This is a genomic window from Streptomyces sp. AgN23 (genome assembly GCF_001598115.1).
GTDB lineage: Bacteria > Actinomycetota > Actinomycetes > Streptomycetales > Streptomycetaceae > Streptomyces > Streptomyces antimycoticus.
Genome location: NZ_CP007153.1, coordinates 695630 through 714382, shown reverse-complemented (window position 1 = coordinate 714382; position 18753 = coordinate 695630). Strand labels below are relative to the sequence as shown.

Annotated in this window: 1 protein-coding gene; it reads right to left on the bottom strand. The window is 74.4% G+C overall.

The annotated features are described in order from the left end of the window. Positions 1 to 5: 5 nt before the first annotated feature. Entirely contained in the window at positions 6 to 18638 is an 18633-nt protein-coding gene (locus AS97_RS03345; RefSeq protein WP_210564307.1) for a non-ribosomal peptide synthetase, read from the bottom strand. Between the last annotated feature and the right edge of the window lie 115 nt (positions 18639 to 18753).

Below are 18753 nucleotides of genomic sequence, written 5' to 3'. Positions count from 1 at the left end.
CTTCCTCACCGGTCGTCGTGGTCGCTGCCGCCGGACGCGGCGTCTTCGAGTTCGCGCAGAATGTGCTCCTCGACCAAGTCGGCGAGGGCGGAGACGGTGCGCGCGGTCAGAATGTCCCGCGGGGTCAGGTCGACGGCGAACGCCTCCTTGGCCCGGGAGGCGATCAGCAGGCTGCGGACCGAGTCACCGCCCAGGGCGAAGAACTCGTCCTCCGCGCCGACCGGCGCCACCCCCAGCACCTCCGACCAGATCTCCGCGACGACCTCCTCGGTGGGGGTGCGCGGGGCGATGTGGCCGGCCGGTGCGGCGGGGGTGGCCGGGCCGGGCGCGGGCAGCGCCGCGCGGTCGGTCTTGCCGTTCTCGGTGAGCGGCAGCCGGTCCAGCACGGCGAACGCCGACGGGACCATCGGGCCGGGAAGCGTCCGGCCCAAATGGGTGCGCAGCTCGGTGTCGGCCGGGGCGGCGGCCCCGGGCGCGAGGACCAGATGGGCCACCAGCCGGCGCACACCGGGCTCGTCCTCCCGCACCGTCACCACGGCCTCCGCGACGGCGGGGTGGCCGCACAGGGCGGTCTCCACCTCACCGGCCTCGATGCGATGGCCGTGCAGCTTGATCTGGTGGTCGACGCGCCCCAGATGGTGGAGGCGGCCCTGGGCGTCGTAGCGGGCGAGGTCGCCGGTGCGGTACATCCGGGAGCCGGGCGGCCCGAAGGGGTCGGCGAGGAAGCGGGAGGCGGTCAGCCCGGCGCGGCCCAGATAGCCGCGGGCGAGCGACGGACCGCTGATCCACAGCTCGCCGGGTACACCCACCGGCACCGGGCGCAGCCGCGCGTCGAGCAGCCGGACCCGGGTGTTGGGGATGGGCCGCCCGATCGGCGGCGGGGCCCCGTTGGAGTCGAGCGGCTCGGACCAGGTGGCCACCACGGTGGTCTCGGTCGGCCCGTACGCGTTGACCATGCGGTGATACGGCGCCCATCGGGCGGCCAGTTCCGCCCCGCAGGCGTCCCCTCCCACGATCAGCGTCCGCAGGTCGGGCAGTTCCCGCTCGGTGCCGGCGGGCAGTGTCGCGAGCGCGGCGGGCGGGACGAGGGTGTGCGTGATCCGCTGCCGCCGCAGGATCTCCGCGAGATGGCCGCCCAGCAGCGGGCCGGGCTCGGGCACCACCAGGGCGGCCCCGGAGGGCAGCGCCATGCACAGCTCCAGCACGGAGGCGTCGAAGCCCGGCGAGGAGAACTGCAGCACGCGGTCGTCCGGCCGCACCTGGAAGTGCTCGGCCTCGGCGGCGGCGAACCCGGCGATCCCGCGGTGGGTGACGATCACTCCCTTGGGGGTTCCGGTGGACCCGGAGGTGTAGATCACATAGGCGGGGTCGTCCGGGTGGACGGCGCCGAGGCGGTCCTCGTCCGTGGGGCGGTGTGCCGGGCCGTCCGGGGCCCGGACCTCGGCGGCCCGCTCGATCACGAGATGCGGGGCGGAGTCCTTGAGCATCAACTCGATGCGCTCGGCCGGGTAGTCGGGATCGATGGGCAGATAGGCGCCCCCGGCCTTGGCCACCGCGAGCCGGGCGACGACGGACTCCACCGACCGGGGCAGCACCAGCGCGACGATCCGCCCGGGGCCCACGCCCTGCCCGATGAGGTGGTGGGCGAGGCGGTTGGCCCGGCCGTCCAGCTCCGCGTAGGTCAGCCGCAGGCGCAGGGAGTCCACCGCCACCGCGTCCGGGCCGCGGTCCGCCGCCGCCTCGAACAGCTCGGCCCAGGTCGCCTCGGGCACGTGCCGGGCGGTGTCGTTCCAGTCCACCAGCAGCCGGTGGCGCTCGGCGGCCGGGAGGACATCGACGTGGTCCAGCGGCAGCTCGTCGGGGGCCGCGGCCAGCGCGCCGAGGAGATGGGTGAGCCGGTCCGCCAGCGCCTCGGCGGTGGCCTCCTCGAACAGCCGCGGATCGTAGCCGAGTTCCACGGACAGTTCGGATCCGGGCGAGACCACCACGGTCAGCGCGTAGTTGGTGGATTCCAGGGCGTTCAGATCGCGCACCCGCAGTCCGTGCTCGGCCGCGGCGGCGCTGTTGATGGGGTAGTTCTCGAACACCACCAGGCTCTCGAAGAGGTCCACCCCGGCCGGGAGTTCGCTCCAGCCCCGCAGCTCGGACAGCGGCACATGGCCGAAGCCGCGCGCGTCCGCCTGCCCGGCCTGGAGCTCCCGCAGCCAGGCCGCGGTCCCGGCGGCGCCCGGCACCGCGCACCGCACCGGGAGGGTGTTGATGAAGATGCCGGTGATGTCGTCCGCACCGGGCAGCTCCGCCGGCCGCCCGGAGACCGTCGTCCCGAAGCAGACGTCCGATTCGCCGCTCAAGCGGGATACGAGCAACGCCCAAGCGCCCTGGACGATCGTATTCATGGTGAGCCGGTGCCGCCGGGCGAAGTCCTGGAGGGCCGCGGTGTCCTGCTCACCGAGTCGCTGCGACAGCCAGCGCGAGGACCGGGTCGCGATCTCCGGCGTCGGCCTGCGGTCATAGGGGAGGGGAGTGGGAGCGGTGAACCCCTCCAGGGCCCGCCGCCAGTGCGCCTCGGCGCGCGTGTGGTCCTGACGGCCGAGCCAGGCGACATAGTCCGCGAACGGCCTGCGGGCTTGCAGCCTCGGCTGCTCACCGGCGGCCAGGGCGGCATGGGCGGCGAAGACGTCGCCGAGCACCTGGAAGACGCTCCATCCATCCAGCAGCACATGGTGGAAGGTCCACAGCACCCGCACCTCACCGGGCGAGAGCCGGGCCAGGGTGACGCGGAGCAGCGGGGTCGCGGCGAGATGGACCCCACGGGCGCGGTCCTGATCCAGCAGCCGCTCCAGCGCGGCCGTGCGCTCGTCCTCCGTGAGGCCGGTCCAGTCCAGCTCCTCGACCGGTACGACCGCGCTGCGGCGCACGACCATCAGCGGCTCGGCCACATCGTGCACCACCACCTCGCCGCGCAGCACCGGGGTGCGGTCCACGACATGCTGCCAAGCGGCCGCCAGCACCCGGGAGTCGGCGACCCCGTCCAGGACGAACGTCGCCTGCTCCACATAGAGCCCTTGGTCCCGCTGGGCCAGTGCGTGGAAGAGCAGCCCGGACTGGGTCGGGGTCAGCGGATGGATATCGGCCACGTCCCGGCCGTCGCCCGCCAGCCGGTCGACGGTCGCCTGGTCCAGCGCGGCCAGCGGGAAGTCCGAGGGCGTCCGCCCACCCGTATCGGGGCGGGTGCACAGCCGCACGATGGCCCGCAGCTCCTCCACCATCTCCTCGGCGAGCCGGCGCACGGTGGCGCGCCGGTGCCGCGACCGGGAGTAGGACCAGCTGAGTTCGAGCCGGCGGTCCGTCACCCGGCCGATCACATCAAGGAGATGTGGCCGGTCCGCCTCGGGGCTCATATCGCCCTCCAGCCCACCGGTCAGGGCGTGCAGCAGACCATCCGCCGCGGGCGGCTCCCAGTCCTGCTGCCCGAGGTAGTTGAAGCTGATCTTCGGGGCGGCGGGGAGGCCGGCGGCGGCCCCGCCGGACAGATGGCGCAGCGCGCCGTAGCCCAGGCCGTTTCCGGGGATCGCGCGCAGCCGCTCCTTGACCGCCTTCAGCGTCCGCTCCAGCCCCCAGCCGGCGGGTGTCTCCAGCGCGACGGGGTACATGCTGGTGAACCAGCCGACCGTACGGGACAGATCGACGTCCTCGAAGATCTCCTCCCGGCCGTGCCCCTCCAGGGTCACCGCCACCCGGTCCCGGCCGGTCCAGCGGGCCAGCACCCGTCCCAGGGCGCAGAGCAGGACGTCATTGACCCGGGTCCGGTACGCGCCCGGCACCTCCTGCAGCAGCAGACGGGTCTCCTCGACGCCGAGCCGGACGGTCACCTCCTCCTCGGAGGCCGCGGTGTTGGGGCCGTCGCCGTCCGTGGGCAGGTCGGTGCAGCCGTGGGTGGCCGCCCAGTGGTCGCGCTCGGCGTCGAAGCCCCCGGCGGCGGTGTACTCGCTCAGGCGCCGTGCCCAGGTGCGGAACGACGTGGTCTTGGCGCCCGGTTCCACCGTCCGGCCCGCGGCGATCCGCCGGTAGGCGGTGTCCAGGTCCTCCAGCACGATGCGCCAGGAGACGGCGTCGACCACCAGATGGTGGGCCGTCAGCAGCAGTACCGGGCGTTCCCCCTCGCCCCGGGTGAAGAGCGCCGCGTGCAGCAGCGGCCCCCGGGCCAGGTCGAACCCGGCCCGTATCCGCGCTGCCGTCTCCCGCATCACCGCGTCCCGCCGCCCCGGCGCCACGGAGGACAGCTCGTGGAGGTCCAGCACCGGCTGGTCCTCCGGCGGGGCGTTGTGCTGGCGTACGGCGCCGTCCTCGGTCCGCTCGAAGCGCAGCCGCAGGGCGTCATGGTGGGTCACCACCGTGGACAGTGCGGTCCGCAGCGCGTGCTCGTCCACCGGCGCGGTCAGCTCGGCCGAGACCGACTGGGTGAAGTGCCCTGCCGTATGGGCCAGTTCCTCGAAGAGCCAGTGCTGGATCGGGGTCAGCGGCACCTCCCCGACGACCGGGTCCTGCTCGTGGGCGGTCGTCGTGGCCGGGGCCTTCCGCGCGGCCGTGGCCAGCTCCGCCACGCTCTGGTGGACGAAGAGATGGCGCGGGGTCAGCTCGATACCGGCCCGCCGGGCGGCGGAGACGATCTGGATGCTGAGGATGGAATCGCCGCCGAGGGTGAAGTAGTTGTCCTCCACGCCGATCCGCTCCACCCCGAGGACCTCCGCCCAGATGGCGGCGAGGGCCTTCTCGGTCTCCGTGCGCGGCTCGACGTGGCCGGTGGCACGGGCCGCCCAGACGGGCGCGGGCAGCGCACGCCGGTCCAGCTTGCCGCTGGACCCCAGCGGCAGCCGGTCCAGGACGACCAGGGCCGAGGGGACCATATGGTCCGGCAGGCTCGTGACGAGGAAGGCGCGGATCGCGGCGGTGTCCATCGGCGGGGCGCCGGGGACCTGGACCACATAGCCGGCCAGGCGCTTGTGACCGCCGGTGTCGACGACGGCCGCGGCCGCCTCGGCGATATCGGGGTGGCGCGCCAGCGCGGCCTCGACCTCGCCCAGTTCGATCCGGAAGCCGCGCACCTTGACCTGGTCGTCGGTTCTGCCGAGGTACTCCAGCTGCCCCCGCTCGTCCCAGCGGACCAGGTCGCCGGTGCGGTACATCCGGCCACCCGCGGGGCCGAACGGATCGGCCGTGAACCGCTGCGCGGTCAGCCCCGGCCGGCCGAAGTACCCCCGGGCCAGGCCCGGCCCCGCCAGATACAGCTCGCCCGGCACACCGACCGGCACCGGCCGCAGCCGCGCGTCCAGGGCGTAGGCCCGGGTGGCGGCGACCGGGGCGCCGATGGGCGGGGTGCGGTCGGGATCGGCGGGGTCGCAGGTCCAGGCGGTGGCGTAGACGGTCGCCTCGGTGGGCCCGTAGATGTTCGCCACCCGGCAGCCGGGGATGGCCGCGCGGACCTCCTGGACGGTGCGGGCGGCGAGCCCCTCGCCCGCCAGCACCACCGTGCCGGCCGTCACCGAGACCGACCCCTTGCCGAGCACTTGCCCGAGCGCCGAGGGCACGGCGCTGATCAGGCTCGCCGTCCAGGCTTCCGTCCCCTCGGCCAGGGTGAGCAGGTCGCGGACGATCTCGACGGCGCCGCCGGCCAGCAGCGGGCAGAGGATCTCGAAGACCGACACATCGAAGTTGAGGGAGGTCGAGGCCACCACATGGGAGAGCCCCTGGGCGCCGAACTCCTCCCGCGCCCACGCGGCCAGTGCGGCCACGCTCGCATGGGTGACCACCACGCCCTTGGGCGTACCGGTCGACCCCGAGGTGTGGATGGCGTACGCCGGATGGCCGGGGTCCAGCGGGCAGCGCCGCTCGGCGTCGTGGATGTCCCGTGCGGACAGCTCGGCCAGCCGTCGGCCGAACTCCGCGTCGTCCAGCAGGATCCGGCCGCCCGCCCCGGCGGGGACGCGGTCCGCCACATCCCCGGCGGTCACCACCGTGTCCGGGGCGATGTCGCCGAGCATGAAGGCGATCCGCTCCGCCGGATACGCCGGGTCGACCGGGAGATAGGCCGCCCCGCTCTTGAGCACCGCCAGCACGGCCACCACCAGCTCCGGGGTGCGCGGCAGCGCGAGGGCCACGAACCGCTCCGGCCCGGCGCCCGAGCCGATCAGCAGCCGGGCGAGCCGGTTGGCGCGCTCGTTCAGCTCCCGGTAGGTCAGCCGTCCGCCGTCGCCCAGCACCGCCACCGCGTCCGGGGTACGGGCTGCCTGTGCCTCGAAGAGCGCGGGCAGCACCGTGTGCGGCGCGGCTGTGACGGTGCCGCTGAAGCGGTCGAGAATTCCGCGGGTCTCGCCCTCGCCGATCAGCGGCAGCTCGTCCAGCCGGCGCTCCGGATCGGCCGCCATCTCCTCCAGCAGTGTGCGCAGATACCTGCCCAGCCGCTCGATCGTCGGCGCGTCGAAGGCCGCGGGGTCGTAGTCGAGCGAAATCGACAGGCGCTCCTCGGGCGCCACCACGACGCTGAGCGCGAAGTTGGTGGGCTCCACATCCCGCTCCTGCCGGATGCCCAGGCCGTGAGCCGCGATGGCCTCGCTGTCGAACGGGTAGTTCTCGAAGACCACGATGGAGTCGAAGAGGCTCACCCCGCCGGGCACCTCGCTCCAGCTCCCCAGCTGGGCCAGGGACACGGACTCGAAGAGCCGGGCCTCCGACTGCGCCGACTGCAGCTCCCGCAGCCAGTCCAGCAGCCTGCTCCGCCCCGCCACCCGGACCCGGGTGGGGATGGTGTTGATGAACACCCCGACCATGGACTCGACCCCCGGCAGCGCGGCCGGCCGCCCCGAGACGGTGGTGCCGAAGCACAGGTCGTCGGCCCCGCTGTACCGGGACAGCAGCAGCGCCCAGGCACCCTGCACCACCGTGTTCATGGTCAGCCCGCCCCGCTGTGCCGTCCTACGGAGCAGAGCGGACTCCTCGGCGCCGAGGGCGACCCGGTGCGAGCCCGACGAGGCGGAGCGGTGCGCCTCCGACGCGGGCCGGTCGCGGGGCAGTTCGGTGGGCGAGGCGAACCCCGCCAGCGCCGTACGCCAGTACCGCTCGGCCTCCGCCGTGTCCTGCTCGCCGAGCCAGCCCAGGTACTCGCGGAACGGCCGGCGGGCGGGCACCATCGGCGCCCGGCCCGCGGTGAGCGCCGCGTACCGCTCGCAGACCTCGTCGAAGACCTGTGCCGCGCTCCAGCCGTCGAGCAGCACATGGTGGAAGGTCCAGACGATCCGGACCTCGTCGGCGGACAGCCGGATCAGCGCCAGCCGCATCAGCGGCGCCGTGGCCAGGTCGATCCCCTCGGCCCGGTCCTCGGCGAGCATGCGGAGCAGCTCGGTCTCGCGCCACTCCCCGGGCCGCTCCGTCCAGTCGTGGTGGACGATCCGGAGCGTCGCCCCGCGCGTCACGACCTGCAGCGGCTCCGGGGTTTCCGCCCACACCAGATGGGTGCGCAGGATCGGATTGGCGTCCACCGTGTGCCGCCACGCGGTGGCCAGCGCCTGCGGATCGCGCGCCCCGGTCAGGGTCAGCTGGACCTGGTTGACATAGGTGTCCGCCGCCGGATCCATCAGTCCGTGGAAGAGCATCCCGGCCTGCGTCGGCGTCAGCGGATAGATGTCCTCGACCGCCCGGCCGTCGCCGGCGATGCGGTCCACCGCGGCCTGGTCCAGCCGGGCCAGCGGGAAGTCGGACGGGGTGCGGCCGCCCGCCGCGGGGTCGGCGCAGTGGCCGATGATCTCCTCCAGCGCGCGGAGCATCCCCCGCGCCAGCCCGGCCACCGTCTCCTCGGTGTGCGTCCCGGAACCGTAGTACCAGGTGATCTCCAGGCACCGCCGCTCCACCCGGCCCACGACGTCCAGCAGATGGGCCCGGACGGTGTCGGGCGCGGCGTCACCGCCCAGACCGTCCCGTACGGTGCGGACGAGACCGGAGTCCTCGGTGTCCTCGGCCGTGGTCGACCAGTCGAACTGGCCGAGGTAGTTGAAGCTGATGCCGGGCTCCGCCGCGCCCCGGAGCCCCGATGCGGGGCCGAGATGGCGCAGCGCGCCATAGCCGATACCGCGTGCCGGGACGGCCCGCAGCTGCTCCTTGACGGACTTGAGCGTCTCGCCCCAGCCGCCCTCGGCAAGGTCCAGGGCGACCGGATACAGGCTGGTGAACCAGCCGACGGTGCGGGACAGGTCCACCCCGTCCAGCAGATGCTCCTCCCGGCCGTGGCCCTCCAGGTCCACAGCGACCCGGCGCCGTCCGGTCCAGTCGCCGAGCACCCGGCCCAGCGCCGCGAGCAGCACATCGTCCACGCGGGTGCGGTAGACCTCGGGAACCTGCCGCAGCAGCGCGTCGGTGCGTTCCCGGTCCAGCCGGACGGTGACCTCGGCCATGGACGCCACCGTGTTGTCGCCCTCGCCGTCCACGGGCAGCCCGATGGCGCACTCCGCGGACACCGCCCGCCAGTGGGGGAGTTCGGCGTCGAAGCCGCCGGTGGCGGTGTGCTCGGTCAGCTTGTGGGACCAGTCCCGCACGGAGGTGGTGCGCGGGCCGAGGTCGGCCCGCCGGCCCGTGAGCAGCTGCTGGTACGCGGTGTTCAGATCCTCCAGCAGCACCCGCCAGGAGACGCCGTCGACCACGAGGTGGTGGGCGGTCAGGAAGAGCGTAGGCCGCTGCCCGTCTCCGTGGTGGAACAGCCGCGCGGCCAGCAGTGGACCCCGGGCCAGGTCGAATCCGGCCTGCGCCTCCGCCATCGCCTCGTCCTCGGCGGCCCGCCGCTCCGGCGCGCCGAGCCCCGACAGGTCGTCCTCCCGTAAGAGCGCGGGGCCCGTCAGCTCCGGGGGCGGGCAGTACTGCCGGGGCCCTCCAGTGGCCCCGGGCTCGAACCGCGTCCGCAGCGCGTCATGGTGGACCAGTAGCGCGTCGAGCGCCGCGCGCAGTGCGCGGAGGTCCGGATCCCGTTGGAGTTCGACGACCACGGACTGGTTGAAGTGGCCGGGCCGGGCGGTCCGCATACCGAAGAACCAGTACTGGATCGGGGTGAGCGGCACCTCACCGGTCACCGGCCCGGTGTCGGCGGCGGGGGCCAGGGCCGGGGTGGTGACGGTGGCGAGCGAGGCGATCGTGGGGTGCCGGAACAGCTCCCGGGGGGTGAGGGCCAGCCCCGCCTGCCGGGCGCGGGAGGCCACCTGGATGCTGAGGATCGAATCCCCGCCCAGATGGAAGAAGTTGTCCTCGGCGCCGACCCGCTCCCGGCCCAGCAGCGTGCCCCAGATCTGCGCGAGGGTCCGCTCGGTGTCGGTACGGGGCGCCACATATCCCGCCGTCCCGGCCGCGTCCGGGTCGGGCGCGGGCAGCCTGCGGCGGTCCACCTTGCCGTTGCGGGTCAGCGGCAGCGCGTCGAGGGTGACGAAAGCCGACGGCACCATGTAGTCGGGCAGCAGGCCGCCCAGGAAGGACCGCAGCTCCCCGGCGCCGGGCACCTCGCCCCCGTGGACCGGCACCGCATAGCCGGTCAGCAGCGTGCGGTCGCCCACGCCGGCGAGCGCGACGACCGCCTGCGCCACGGCCTCGTGGCGGGCCAGCGCGGCCTCGATCTCGCCCGGCTCGATGCGGAAGCCCCGGACCTTCAGCTGGTCGTCGGCGCGGCCCTGGAAGCGCAGTTCACCGTCGTCGGTCCAGGCCACGACGTCCCCGGTGCGGTACATCCGGGAGCCGGGCGGCCCGAACGGATCGGCCACATACCGCTCGGCGGTGGCGCCGGGACGGCCGTGGTAGCCGCGGGCCACCCCGGCGCCCGCGATGTACAACTCCCCCGGAATGCCGGGCGGCTGGGGCTGGAGGGCGCTGTCGAGAACGTACGTCCGGGTGTTGTCCAGCGGCCGCCCGATGGGCAGCGAGCGCGGCAGCTCCTCCCCGGCGCCAAAGGGACGCCGGGTGGCGAAGGTCGTGGTCTCGGTGGGCCCGTAGCCGTCCACCACCGTCAGCTCCGGGCAGGCCGCGAGCACCCGGCGCACCGCCCCGGGGGGCACCGCCTCACCGCCGGTCCACACCTCCCGGGCGCCGCGCAGCGCCTCCGGCGCCTCCTGCGCCACCAGCCGGAACAGCCCGGCGGTCAGCCACAGGCAGCTCACCCCGTGCTCCGCGATGGCCCGGCGCACCGTGTCCGCGTCCACGTCCCCGGCGGGCGCCAGCACGGCCCGGCCGCCGCGCAGCAGCGGCACCCACAGCTCGTACGTCGAGGCGTCGAACGCCTGGGGCGAGTGCACCAGCACCCGGTCGTGGCCCGCGAAGGCACGGTCCGCGACGAGGGCGGTCACATCGCGGTGGCGCACCGCGACCCCCTTGGGCCGCCCGGTGGAGCCCGAAGTGAACATCAGATACAGGGCGTTGTCGGGGGAGAGTGCCACGCTCGGCGGCTCGGACGGGCCGTCGTCGCCGTCGCCGGACTCCACGACCAGGGTCCGCCCGGTGTCCGAGATGTCCGCCGCCGTGCGCTCCCAGGCGCGGTCGGTCAGCAGCAGCTCGGCGCCCGCCTCCGCCAGCACGCTCCGCAGCCGGTCCTCGGGGGCGCGGGTGTCCAGCGGTACGTACACCCCGCCCGCCTTGACGACCGCCAGCAGCGCCACCACCAGCTCCACCGACCGGTCCATGAGGACGGCCACCGGACGCTCCGGCCCGACGCCGTGGCCGGTGAGCCGGTGGGCCAGCCGGTTGGCGCGGGCGTCCAGCTCCCGGTAGCTCACCGGGCCCGCCTCGCCGTCCAGGGCCGTCGCGTCCGGCGCACTGCGCACCCGGTCGGCGAAGAGCCCGGCCACCGTGGTCTCGGGCAGCGGGACCGCGGTGTCGTTCCACTCCTTGAGCACCTGGTGGCGCCGCACGGAGGTGAGCATCGGAAGGCGCGCGGGCGCCCGGTCCGGGCCGTCGGCCATGGCCGTCAGCAGCACCGTCAGATACTCCGCCAGCCGCCGGGCGGTGGCCGTATCGAACAGCGCCGGGTCGTAGCCGAGGCGCAGCGCCAGCTCAGCGCCGGGGTAGACCACCAGGGACAGCGGGTAGTTGGTGGTCTCCACACCGTTCAGCTCGCGCAGGGCGAGTCCGTGCGCGGCGGCGAGGTCGTCGCCGAGCGGATAGTTCTCGAAGACCACGATGGAGTCGAAGAGGTTCACCCGCTCGGGCAGACCGGTCCAGGACCGCAGCCGGGTGAGCGGTACGAAGTCGAACCGCCGGTCCTCGGTCTGCCCGGCCTGCACCGCGCTCAGCCAGGACAGCAGGGTGGAGCCGGCCGGCACCGTGAGGCGGGTCGGCACGGTGGTGATGAACAGCCCGTTCATCGTCTCCACCCCCGGCAGCTCCGGCGGCCGTCCGGACACCGTGGTCCCGAAGACGATGTCCTCGCGCCCGGACTGACGGGCCAGCAGCAGCGCCCAGGCGCCCTGCACCACGGTGTTCAGGGTGAGCCCCTCGCCCCGGGCCAGCTCCTGAAGGCGGCCGGTGGTGGCGGCGGGCAGGGTGAGCCGGATGTCCTCGGTGGACTCGGCGTGATGGGTCTCGGTGGGCTCCCTGTCGTACGGCAGCGGGGTCGACTCCGTGAGGTCGCCGAGCCGGGCCCGCCAGTGCTCCTCGGCCAGGGCCCCGTCGCGCTCCCGCAGCCACGCCACATAGTCGCTGAACGGGCGGCGGCCGGGCAGACCGGTGGTCAGGGCCGTGCCGGACGCCCCGTCACGCGCCCGCGCATGGCAGTGGAAGACATCGGAGAGCACCTGGAAGAGGCTCCAGCCGTCCAGGATCAGATGGTGGAACGTCCACACCACCTGGACCTCGGTGGCCGACAGCCGGGCCAGCGCCAGCCGTGTCAGCGGGGCGGCGGCCAGGTCGAGACCGCGCTCCCGGTCCTCGGCGAGGAACCTGCGCAGCTCCTCCCGGCGCTCGTCCGGCCCGGGCAGCCGGCGCCAGTCGAGCAGGCTCACCGGAATCCGCACCCCGCGCTCCACCACCTGGACCGGCTCCGGTACCCCCTCCCACACCACGCGGGCGCGCAACACCTGCGTACGGTCGGCGACCTGCTGCCAGGCCACGGCCAGCGCCGCCGGATCGGGCACCCCGTCGAGGACGAAGCTGAGCTGCTGGAAGTAGGCGCGCCGGTCGTCCTGGGCCAGGCCGTGGAACAGCATGCCCGCCTGGGTGGGGGTGAGCGGGTAGATGTCCTCCACCGTGCCGCCGTTCCCCGCCAGCCGGTCCACGGCCGGCTGGTCGAGGGCGGCGAGCGGGAAGTCGGACGGGGTGCGGCCGCCCGCCCCTGGCGCGCTGCCGTGCCGGGCGATCTCGCACAGCGCCTCGCGGAACTCCCCGGCGAGCCGGGCGACCGTCTCCTCCCGGTGCAGATGCGCGGAGTAGAACCAGGTGAACTCCAGGTCGTCCCCCCAGGCCCGGCCCACCACCTCCAGCGGATGCGGGCGCGGCGAGGCCGGGTCGGCGTCCAGGGCCAGCTCCCGGTGGAGACCGCGGAAGAGCCCGTCGCCACCGCCCGGCGCCTCGAACCGGCCGAGGTAGTTGAAGCTGATCCCGGCGGTGGGGCCGTCGGGAAGGCCCCCGCCATCGAGCAGATGGCGCCGCACGCCGTAGCCCAGACCACGCCGTGGCACGGCCCGCATCTGCTCCTTGACCGACTTGAGGACCGCGCCCCAGCCGCCGTCCGGGAGGTCGAGCGCCACCGGGAAGCGGGTGGTGAACCAGCCGACCGTACGGGACAGATCCAGGTCGGCGAAGAGCTCCTCGCGGCCATGGCCCTCCACGTCCACCGGCACCCGGGCGCGCCCGGTCCAGCGGTGCAGCACCCGGCTCAGCGCGCTCAGCAGCACATCGTTGACCTGCGTCCGGTAGACCTCGGGCAGCGTCTGGAGCAGTGCGGTGGTCTCCTCCGGGCCGAGCCGGAAGGTGACCGACCGGGCCGAGGCGTAGGTGTTCGGCCCCTGAAGGTCCATCGGCAGCGAGGGGTCGCAGGCCGCTGCCAGGCCGGTCCAGTACGCCTCCTCGTCGGCGAACCCGCCCTCGGCCCCATGGGCGGTGAGCCGCAGCGCCCAACGGCGCAGCGGGGAGGACTTCGCGGGAAGTCCGGGTCCCTCGTCCCGGGCCGCCCGCCGGTAGGCGCTGTCGAGGTCCTCCAGGAGGACGCGCCAGGACACCCCGTCCACGACGGCGTGGTGGACGGTGAGATGGAGCACCGGGCGCGGCCCGGCGTCCCGGTCGAGCACCGCGCGCAGCAGCGGCTCCCCGGCCAGGTCGAAGCGGCCCAGATGCGCGCCGCCGCCGGTCGTCAGCGGTACGCGGACCGCCGCCGCGTCCTCGATCCGCTGGTGCCAGCCGTCGTCTCGGCGGTGGAACCGGGAGCGCAGGGCGTCATGGTGTGCCACCAGCGCGTCCACGGCGTGCCGCAGCGCGTCCTCGTCCACGTCCTCGGGCAGCACCAGGGAGATGGTCTGGTTGAAGTGGCCGGCCCGCTCGGGGTCGGTGGTGAACAGCCAGTGCTGAATGGGGGTCAGCGGGAGTTCCCCGGTGGCCGTCTCGTCCCCGTCGCAGCCGGGCGGCCCGGCCGGGGCCGTGGTGGTGTCCAGATGCAGGGCCAGCGCGGCGACCGTCTGGTGGCGGTAGACATCGCGGGAGGTGACGGCGAGCCCGGCCTGCCGTGCCTGGGAGACCAGCTGGATGCTGAGGATCGAATCGCCGCCGAGGGAGAAGAAGTTGTCCTCCACCCCCACGCGCTCCACCCGCAGGACGCGGGCCCAGACCGCCGCCAGGGTCCGCTCGGTGGCGGTGCGGGGCGCCACATAGCCCGGTGCCGCGGCCTCGGCCCAGTCCGGCTCGGGGAGCCGGCCGCGGTCCAGCTTGCCGTTGGGGCTCAGCGGCATCCGCTCCAGGACGACGACCGAGGCGGGCACCATGTAGTCGGGCAGTGAACGCCGCAGGAACCGCCGCAGCCCCGCCGGATCCGGTGCGGCGCCCGCCGCGGCCACCACATAGGCGATCAGCCGGGTATGACCGTCCGCCTCCCGGGCGACCGCGGCCGCCTCGGCGATGTCAGGGTGGCGCAGCAGCGCCGTCTCCACCTCGCCCAGTTCGATCCGGAAGCCGCGGATCTTCACCTGGTCATCGGCCCGGCCCAGGTACTCCAGCCGGCCCTCGCCGTTCCAGCGGACCAGGTCACCGGTGCGGTACATCCGGCTGCCGGGTCGCCCGAAGGGGTCCGCGAGAAAGCGGTGGGCGGTCAGCCCGGGCCGCCTCAGATAGCCCCGGGCCAGGCCCTGCCCGCCCAGATACAGCTCACCGGTCACCCCGGGCGGCACCAGCCGGAGCGTCGGGTCCAGGACATACGCGCGGGCGCCCGCGACCGGGCGGCCGATCGGTGGGGCCTGCGACGGCGCCTGGCCGTCGCAGAACCAGGCGGTGGCGTACACCGTGGCCTCGGTAGGGCCGTACAGATTGGCGATCCGGCAGGACGGCATGGCCTCCCGGATGTCCCGTACGGTCTGGGCGGGCAGTGCCTCGCCCGCCAGGACGACGGTCCGGGCCCGGACCGCTGGGGAGTCCTCGCCCAGAAGCCGGGAGAACACCGAGGGCACCCCGCTGAGCAGCCCCCGCGCACGCGGCCGCCCGCCCGGATCGGTGAGTGCGAGCAGATCCCGCACCACCTCCACGCTGCCGCCGGCCAGCAGCGGGCAGAGGAGTTCGAAGACCGACACATCGAAGTTGAGCGAGGTCGAGGCCACCACGTCGGTCAGCCGCTCACGACCCAGCTCCGCCTCGGCCCAGGCCGCGAGCTCCGCCACGCCGCGGTGGGTGGCCACCACGCCCTTGGGCCGGCCGGTCGATCCGGAGGTGTAGATGACATACGCGGGATGGGCCGGGTCCAGCGGACGGATCCGCTCCCCGTCGGTGATGTCGCCGTCGGTGAGCCCGTCCCACTCGGCGCGGACCGCCGGGTCGTCCAGCATCAGCGGTTCGGCGTCCGCGGGCAGGCAGCCGGCCGCCCCGGTGGTGGTGAGGACGGTCGAGGGGGCGGCGTCCTCCAGCATGAACGCGATGCGCTCGGCCGGATAACCGGGGTCCACCGGCAGATATCCGGCGCCCGCCTTGAGCACCGCCAGCAGGACGACGACGAGCTCGGCCGAGCGCGGCAGGGCGAGGGCCACCAGCCGTTCGGGACCGGCGCCCCGGGCGATGAGCAGTCGCGCCAGCCGGTTGGCGCGCCGGTTCACCTCGTCGTAGGAGAGGCTGGTGTCCTGGCAGGTCACGGCGGTGGCGGCCGGTCGCCGCACCACCTGGGCGGCGAAGAGATCGGGCAGCGTGGCCTCGATCGCGGTCTGCTCCGGCCCGTTCCAGGCGTCGAGCATCGCATGCCACTCGGCGTCGGCCAGCATCCCCAAGCAGACCAGGGTGGCGCCCGGATCGGCCACCATGGCGGTCAGCAGCCGGTGCAGATGCCCGGCCATCCGCTCGATCGTGGCCGCGTCGAACAGATCGGAGTTGAACTCGACGGTCAGCCCCAGCGAACCGTCGTCGCGGGGCAGGAACTCCAGCACCAGATCGAACCGCGCGGCCGGGCGCGGCAGGGAGTGCTCGCTGATCCGCACACCCCCCGCCTCCTGGGCGGGCACCATGGCGCTCTGCTGCACCACCAGCGCCTGCACCAGCGGATTGCGGCTGGGGTCGCGGCGCGGGGCCAGCTCCTCGACGACCCGCTCGAACGGCAGCCGGTCATGGCCGAAGGCGTCCAGCACCGTCTCGCGCATCGCGTCCAGGAACCGCTCGACCGTGCTGTCCCCGTCGACATCGGCGCGCAGCACCAGGGTGTTGACGAAGAATCCGGCGACCGACTCCAGCTCCTTGCGGTGGCGTCCGGCGGTGACGGTGCCGAAGGCGATGTCCCGCTGGCCCGAGTAGCGGGAGAACAGCACCGCCACGGCGGACGCGAGCAGCGTGAACAGCGTGGTGTCCCGCTCTCTGCCGAGCCGGGTCAGCCCCGCCACCAGCTCGGCGGGCAGCTCACGGCGGTGCACCTCGCCCGCCGTGGTGCGCACCGGCGGGCGCGGGCGGTCGGTGGGCAGCTCCAGCGTCTGCATCCCGGCCAGCCGGCCCCGCCAGTACTCCAGATCGGCGTCCTCCCGGGGGGAGGCGGGACGGCCGCGCTCCCACACGGCGAAGTCCGGGTACTGCAGGGCGGGTTCGGGGAGCGCGGCGGCGGTTCCGGACACCTCGGCGGCGTAGAGCGCGGCCAGCTCGCGTACCAGCACCCCGACCGACCAGCCGTCGGTGACGATGTGATGCTGCGCCAGCAGCAGGATGTGCTCCTGGTCGGCGAGCCGGATCAGCAGCGCCCTGGTCAGCGGCCCCTGTCGCAGGTCGTAGGGGCGGTTCAGCTCGCCGGTCAGGGTGCGGTCGAGCGCCTCGGCGCGCTCTCGCGGCGGATGCCCGCCGAGGTCGGCCCGGTCCAGCGGTACGGTCCCGTGCGCGGCCACCTGCTGCACCCCGTGCCCGTCCACGGTGGCGAAGGTGGTGCGCAGGGCGTCATGGCGGGCGGCGAGCCGGTCCAGCGCCCGGCGCAGCGCGGCCGCGTCCAGCGGGCCGTCGAGCCGCAGCCCGGCCCCGGTGTTGTACTCGGTGCCGCCGGAGGTCAGATCGTCCAGGAACCACAGCCGCCGCTGGGCGGAGGACAGCGGCAGCGGACGGTCGCGCGGCGCGGGCGGGATCGGCTCCTCCGGCCCGCCGGGCCCGCAGGCGGGCCCGGCGGGCAGCCGGCCGGCCAGCCGCGCCACCGTCCTGGCGTCGAGCAGGTCGCGCAGCGAGAGCTCCACGCCCAGTTCGGCCCGGACGCGGGTCAGCAGCCGCACTCCGAGGATGGAGTCGCCGCCCAGGCCGAGGAAGTCGTCCTCCACACCCACCGTGTCCACCGGCAGCACCTCGGACCAGATGCGGGCCAGGGCCTCCTCGGCGGGGGTGCGCGGGGCGACCTGGCGGGAGTGGCCGTCCGGCGCGGAGCGCGGGGCGGGCAGCGCCTGCCGGTCGATCTTGCGGTGCGGGGTGAGGGGAAACGCGTCCAGCACCACATAGGCGGACGGCACCATATGCGCCGGCAGCACCCGGGCCGCCGCGGCGCGCACCTCCGCGGCCTTCGGCGGGGTCCCGCCGCTGGGCGGCACCACATAGGCGACCAGCCGCTTCTGCCCGGGCTCGTCCTCCCGTACGGTGACCACGGCCGTGCCCACCTGGGGGTGGCGGGCCAACGCGGCCTCCACCTCGCCCAGTTCGATGCGGAAGCCGCGTATCTTGACCTGGTGGTCGGCCCGGCCGAGGAATTCCAGGTTCCCGTCGGCGTTCCAGCGGACCAGATCGCCGGTGCGGTACATCCGGGAGCCGGGCGGTCCGAAGGGGCAGGCGGTGAAGCGCTCGGCGGTCAGCCCCGGCCGGTCGAGATAGCCGCGGGCCAGGCCCGCGCCGCTGACGCAGAGCTCTCCCGTGGCGCCGACCGGCACCTGCCGCGCCATCTCGTCCAGTACGAACACCCGGGTGTTGGGAAGCGGACGGCCGATCGGCGGGGCGCCGGAGCCCGCCACCAGGGCGTCCGTCCAGGTGGCCACGACCGTGGCCTCCGTCGGGCCGTAGGAATTGACCAGCCGCCGCCCGGGCGCCCACAGGTCCACCAGACCGGCGGGGCAGACCTCCGCGCCCACGATCAGGGTGCGGAAGCCGGGCAGCCCGTCGTGGAGTTCCTCCGGGGGCACGGTCGCGAGCGCCGCCGGGGGGATCAGGGCGTGGGTCACCCGCTTCTCCCGCAGCACGGTGGCCAGCTCGGCACCCAGCAGGGGCCCCTCCGGGGGCACCACCAGCGCCGCCCCGGCGAGCAGGGAGGAGCACAGCTCCAGGACGGAGGCGTCGAAGCTCGGCGAGGAGAACTGCAGCACCCGGTCGCCCGGCCGGACCCGGTAGTGGGCCGTCGTCGCGGCCGAGAAGTTCCCCAGACCGGCGTGCGGCACCAGCACGCCCTTGGGCACCCCCGTGGAGCCGGAGGTGTAGATGACATACGCGGGATGCTCGGGGAACAGCGGGCCGAGCAGGTCCGCCCGGCCGGGCGCGTGATCGGGGCCCGGCCCGGCCGCCACCTCCCGGATCCGCGCCGGGTCGTCGAGCACGGCCACCGGCCGGGCGTCGGCCAGCATCATGGCCCGGCGCTCCTCGGGATGCGCCGGATCGATCGGGAGGTACGCGCCGCCGGCCTTCGCCACCGCCAGCTCGGCCACCACCAGTTCGGCCGAGCGGGGCAGGACCAGGGCCACCACCCGCTCCGGCCCCACACCCTGCCCGATGAGGTGGTGGGCCAGCCGGTTCGCCCAGCGCTCCACCTCGCCGAAGGACCACTCGTGGTCGTCCGCCACCAGGGCCGGCGCCGTGGGGGTCCGCCTCGCCCATACGGCGAAGAGCTCGCCGAGCGGCGCACGGGAGACGGCACGGTCCGTGGCGTTCCACGCCGCGGGAGGGAGGTCCGGGACATCCTGGGGTGCGGACACCGATGAGGTCGCGTAGTGGTCCGTCATGGCGGGGTGTGGCCCTTCAGAGCGGTTGAACGGGCGGATGGGTGACGGTTCGGGCCGTGCCGGCGCCGAGCCGTGGCGCCCGCGCCCGGCCGGGGGAGCTGTGGGGAGACGGCCG

What these genes read in the sequence shown, in the direction of transcription:
- AS97_RS03345 (WP_210564307.1), bottom strand. Translation starts at nt 18,638, where the DNA reads ATGACGGACCACTACGCGACCTCATCGGTGTCCGCACCCCAGGATGTC.